The sequence below is a fragment of the Mesorhizobium sp. Cs1321R2N1 genome (assembly GCF_037179725.1).
GTDB classification, from domain to species: Bacteria; Pseudomonadota; Alphaproteobacteria; order Rhizobiales; family Rhizobiaceae; genus Mesorhizobium; species Mesorhizobium salmacidum.
This window is the reverse complement of record NZ_JAPYKP010000240.1, coordinates 1-4,545: the sequence shown is the minus strand read 5'-3', so window position 1 is coordinate 4,545 and position 4,545 is coordinate 1. Positions and strand designations below refer to the sequence as shown.

At 64.3% G+C, this 4,545-nt stretch carries 5 protein-coding genes; 2 read left to right on the top strand and 3 right to left on the bottom strand.

Annotated features, from left to right (window positions below):
- Window positions 1–27 precede the first annotated feature (27 nt).
- The 3 genes from O7A61_RS31080 to O7A61_RS31070 form a co-directional block, all read right to left on the bottom strand.
- Entirely contained in the window at window positions 28–657 is a 630-nt protein-coding gene (locus tag O7A61_RS31080; RefSeq protein WP_337133005.1) for an ANTAR domain-containing response regulator, read from the bottom strand.
- Window positions 654–1,748, bottom strand: a complete 1,095-nt coding sequence (locus O7A61_RS31075; RefSeq protein WP_337133004.1) for a transporter substrate-binding protein — start codon at window positions 1,746–1,748, stop codon at window positions 654–656. The genes O7A61_RS31080 and O7A61_RS31075 overlap by 4 nt, the downstream gene beginning before the upstream one ends.
- A 197-nt stretch (window positions 1,749–1,945) precedes the next feature.
- Window positions 1,946–2,428, bottom strand: a complete 483-nt coding sequence (locus tag O7A61_RS31070; RefSeq protein ID WP_337133003.1) for a hypothetical protein — start codon at window positions 2,426–2,428, stop codon at window positions 1,946–1,948.
- A 351-nt stretch (window positions 2,429–2,779) separates the two neighbouring features.
- Here O7A61_RS31070 and O7A61_RS31065 point away from each other — a divergent pair, with 351 nt between their 5' ends.
- Both O7A61_RS31065 and O7A61_RS31060 read left to right on the top strand, forming a co-directional pair.
- Window positions 2,780–3,634, top strand: coding sequence for a MetQ/NlpA family lipoprotein (locus O7A61_RS31065; protein WP_337133002.1), 855 nt, complete (start codon window positions 2,780–2,782; stop codon window positions 3,632–3,634).
- Window positions 3,635–3,718: 84 nt separating this feature from the next.
- On the top strand, window positions 3,719–4,545 hold an 827-nt coding region (locus O7A61_RS31060), incomplete at its 3' end, for a methionine ABC transporter ATP-binding protein (protein WP_337133001.1).

Genomic DNA, 4,545 nt, shown 5'->3' with positions numbered 1-4,545 from the left:
TTGGCCGGCATGCGCCCGGCCATGAGATCAGGCGCGATGGGACTGGTCATCGCCGCTCTCTTCCCCGATCTTGGCCTCTCCCGTTACGTCTTCGGTCATCGCCACGATACGCCGTGCGGCGTCCTCGACGTTGATCTGCCAGCTCATCGCCAGCGAGCGCAGCTGCGCATAGGCGCGGTCGTCGTCGCTGCCTTTCGACAAAGCCGAGACAGCCCGCACGATGGTCTGGCGTTCGGCGACGCGCTGGCGCAGCGCGGCGATCTCGCCGGCTAAATGTTTTCTCGCCTCGAACCCCTGGCGCGCGATGAGCAGCGCGCTGTAGACGCCGGCATTGCCGACCGGCTTCAGGAGCTGGGCGTCGGCCTTGTGCGACAGCGCCCATTCTATGCGGCCGGGCGCCTCGGAGCCGATCAACGCCACCAGTGGCATCGGCGCCTCGCCCGGCTTCCAGGGGAATTGCTCGTCGAAACCGAGATCGGCGTCGAAGAAGACGAAGTCGGCAGCCAGCGCCTCCGGCGCCAGTTCCGGCCAGCAGTCGACGGTGACTAGGCCGATAGCCGACAATTGCCTGGTGATCGCCTGCACCGTCGGGTGCGGACGATGCAGGACAAAGGCCCTGGCGCCGCCGAGATTGGGGATGCGCGGGGTCCGGGTCACGACACCACCCGCAAGCGCGGCCGGCCGAATGTTTTTGCGGGGTCGTAGCGCGACAGATAGGGGTCCGGCGCGACCTCGTCGTCGCGGCTGACGACTTCGAAGTAGCCGTCCGCGATCCGGCCGATGATGACAGGCAGCGTGGCGTGCTGGGAGTGCGCATCGATGGCGATCGGGCCGAGCCGGGTGGAGAAGCGCCGTTCGGCGAAGGCTTTTGAAAATTCCGCCGGACCGGCGTCGGGGTCGCGCGACAGCACGTCGGCCATCACTTGCACCGAGGCATAGGCGGAGGCTTCGAATGAGGAGGCGAAGGCGGCCGGCCTTGGCGCGAAATAAGGCCCGACCGATAGATGGCCCTTGCCCGTTTCGCCGATCGCCGGCAGTTCACCCTCGGTGAGGTTGCAGGAGATCACTGGGCAGGAGTCGGGACTGAAAGCCGCATCCTCGTCCGCCAGATCGCGATAGGCCGCCAGGAAGGCATAGGACGAGGTGCCGATCAGATTGTTGAGGATGAAATTCGGCCGCGTCGCCCGGATCTCGGCGATCAGCCGCGACACGTCGGTCTCGCCGATGCGCAGATAGCGCTCGCCCAAAACCTTGCCGCCGGCGTCGGCGATCATGTCGCGCGCCACGCGGTTCATCTCCCAGCCCCAGATGTAGTTCGAACCGAGCAGAAAACCGTTGGCGCCGAAGCGCGGCACGACATGGGCCAGCAGCGGCACCAGATGCTGGTTGGGGCAGGCATGCATGTAGACGACATGCTCGTTGGCCTCGAAACCCTCATAGGGGCAGGCATACCAGAGCATGCCGCCGGCCTTTTCCAGCACCGGAATCGTCTCCTTGCGGCTCCAGGAGGTGACGCAGCCGACGACGTGGCGCGCGCTGCTGGTCCTGAAAATGTCCTCGCACAGCGTCGCGTAGCGATCGGCATTGCTTTGCGGATCGCGCTCAACCGGCACCAACTCGATGCCCGAGCTCCTGTCGGCATTGATGTCGGCGATGGCGCGCATGGCGCCGATGCGGCACGCATCGGAAACGAGCTGGTAGCTCCCGGAGCGGGAATAGAGGATGCCGATCTCGATGCGCCGTTTCAAACAGAACCCCAGAAATGACAATGCCCCGCAGCCAGCGCCGGGAAAGGCGAGGCATACGAGGCATGTTTGCCGCCCGGCGATCAGAGCCGGTATTTGCCTTAGCGTATTCGGTCCGGCGGCTCAGTCAAGCCCTGAACGCCATCCGCGTCAAACACCGAGTGTCCGGCCATCGCTGGTTCCCGCGAAATCCGCTGCCGCTATTTGGCCGCCGGCCTGTGTTGGCGGGCATAAGCCACACAAGCATCCACGGTGCTGACACAAAGCGCGTCGCGCTTGTTCGGCAGGTTGTTGTCGCCGGCGTAGGCAACTTCGGCGACGCGGCCGCCGACCATGCGAACCTGCGTGTCGCAGTAACCGCCGGGAGCGACATTGACGGAACCGCCGACCGTCGGGATGGCGCCCACGGCCAAGGCAGGAACGACGACGCTGAGATTGCCGCGCTGGACGACGCGCTTATAGGTCCAGATCTGCCCGGACTGACCGACATCCGCGGTGGCGGTCGGAAACCCCGCGCACATTCGAACGTCGGCTTCGCTGAGGCCGACCATTTCCTTGCGAGCCGCCGCCGCGGTGGGATCGACCTTGGTCATGCGTGACGTGTCGTCGGGAACGACGCAGGAAGACTGGACGACGACGATGAGGCCAGAAAGGGCAAGCTTTCGAATACAGGAAAATGTCATACCGATTGGTTGAGATCGCGTGGCGCCCGGCCGCCCTCTCTACCTAGGCAAGCAGACCGCCGGATCAACCCGCACGCCTTCACGAAAAGGTGGGCTGAGCAAGCCGCAGCGCTTTTTGCACTTCCGCTCGCCACGGATGAACCCGCCGGACGAAGGACGTCCATCATTTCCGGGCGATGTCCTCGAAGCGCGTCCTGTGCTCCCTTCCCCGGAATTTTTGAGAGAATATTCCCGGCTTTGCCGAGAATGGCGAAACATGTTCTTTGATAAAATCGATAGAATTTCTGACGATGTGACCAAGCTTGGGCAATCCGCCTTGCTGCCATGACTTCACAACCGCAGAGATCAATCATGTCCGACCTCACCAACACTTCGTCTTTTTCCCCCAGGTCAACCCTGAACCGCCGCAGCGGCCTGGCTCTGCTGTTCGCCTCGGCTGTCGCGATCGGTAGCCTGATGGCGCCGCATGCGTCGTTCGCCGAGGACAAGAAGGCGATTAAGGTCGGCATCATCAGCGGCGAGGACGAGGATGTCTGGCGCGTCGTGGTCGCCAAAGCCGCCGAGAAGGGCCTGAGCATCGAGACCGTGGTGTTCAACGACTACACCCAGCCCAACGAGGCGCTGGAGCGCGGCGAGATCGACGCCAACGCCTTCCAGCACCAGCCTTATCTCGACAACCAGATCAAGACCCAAGGCTATCACATCGTACGCGTCGGCTATACCGGCGTGTGGCCAATCGGCCTCTACTCAAAGAAGTACAAAAAGGTCGCGGACCTGCCGGAGGGCGCGGTGATCGGCCTGCCGAACGACCCGTCCAACGAAGGCCGGGCGCTGCGCGTGCTGCAGAATGAGGGCGTGATCAAGTTGAAGGAGGGCACCGGCATCCTCGCCACCACCGCCGACATCGCCGAAAATCCCAAGAAGGTCGAGATCAAGGAACTCGACGCCGGCATCGTCGGCCGTTCGGTCGAGGACCTCGACGCCGCCGTGGTCAACACCGACTGGGCGCTGAAAAGCGGCCTGACGCCGGAAAACCGCATCGCCCAGGAGCCTATCGCAGACAATCCCTACCGTAACTTCATCGCGGTGAAGGCCGGCAACGAAAACGAAGCCTGGGTGAAGACGCTGGTGGCGTCCTACCAGAACGACGCGGTCAAGGCCGAGTTCGACAAGGTCTACAAAGGCACAGGCCTCAGCGCCTATTAAGACCATCCGGGCACTGATGTGCCTTTGACCGGGACAGCGGTCCGCGCAATGCGCGGGCCGCGATCGTATTTTCAGGATCCGCCTATGAACCAGCATTTCACCGCAACCACCGAGCCCGGGGATCAGGCCGCTACACAGGACGTGGTGCGGCTTGTCGACCTGAAGCGCCGTTTCGGCGCGACGGCGGCGCTCGACGGCATTTCCTTGACGGTGCGCAAGGGGGAGATCCTCGGCATTATCGGCCGCAGCGGCGCCGGCAAATCGACGCTGATCCGCTGTCTGAACGGGCTGGAGCGTCCCGATTCCGGCGAGGTCTTCATCGAGGGCCGCGAAATCAGCCGGCTTGGCGAACGCGACCTGCAGCCGCTACGGCGGCGCATCGGCATGATCTTCCAGCATTTCAACCTGCTGTCGGCCAAGACGGTGGAGGACAATGTGGCGCTGCCGCTCAAGATCGAGGGCCGGCCGAAGGCGGAGCGGCTGAAGCGAGCGGCAGAACTGCTCGATCTCGTCGGCCTGTCGGAGAAGGCGAAAGCCTATCCGGCGTCGCTCTCCGGTGGCCAGAAGCAGCGTGTCGGCATTGCCAGGGCGCTTGCCGCGCGGCCAGCGCTGCTTCTGTCGGACGAGGCGACCTCGGCGCTCGACCCGGAGACGACTCGCTCCATCCTTGCCTTGCTGAAAGACATCAACCGGCGGCTCGGCCTGACCATCCTGCTGATCACCCATGAGATGGAGGTGATCCGCTCGATCGCCGACCGCGTGGCGGTGATCGATGCCGGGCGCATCGTCGAGGAAGGGCCAGTCTGGTCGGTGTTCGCCGATCCACGTTCCGAGATCACCCGCAGCCTGCTCGGCGCCATCCGCCCGCAGCTTCCGCCGGAGCTGGTGGCGCGGCTGCTGCCGGCGTGCGG

Bases quoted from the DNA above. Each gene is read 5' to 3' on its own strand.
- O7A61_RS31070 (WP_337133003.1), bottom strand. From the start codon at position 2,428: ATGACATTTTCCTGTATTCGAAAGCTTGCCCTTTCTGGCCTCATCGTC.
- O7A61_RS31065 (WP_337133002.1), top strand. From the start codon at position 2,780: ATGTCCGACCTCACCAACACTTCGTCTTTTTCCCCCAGGTCAACCCTG.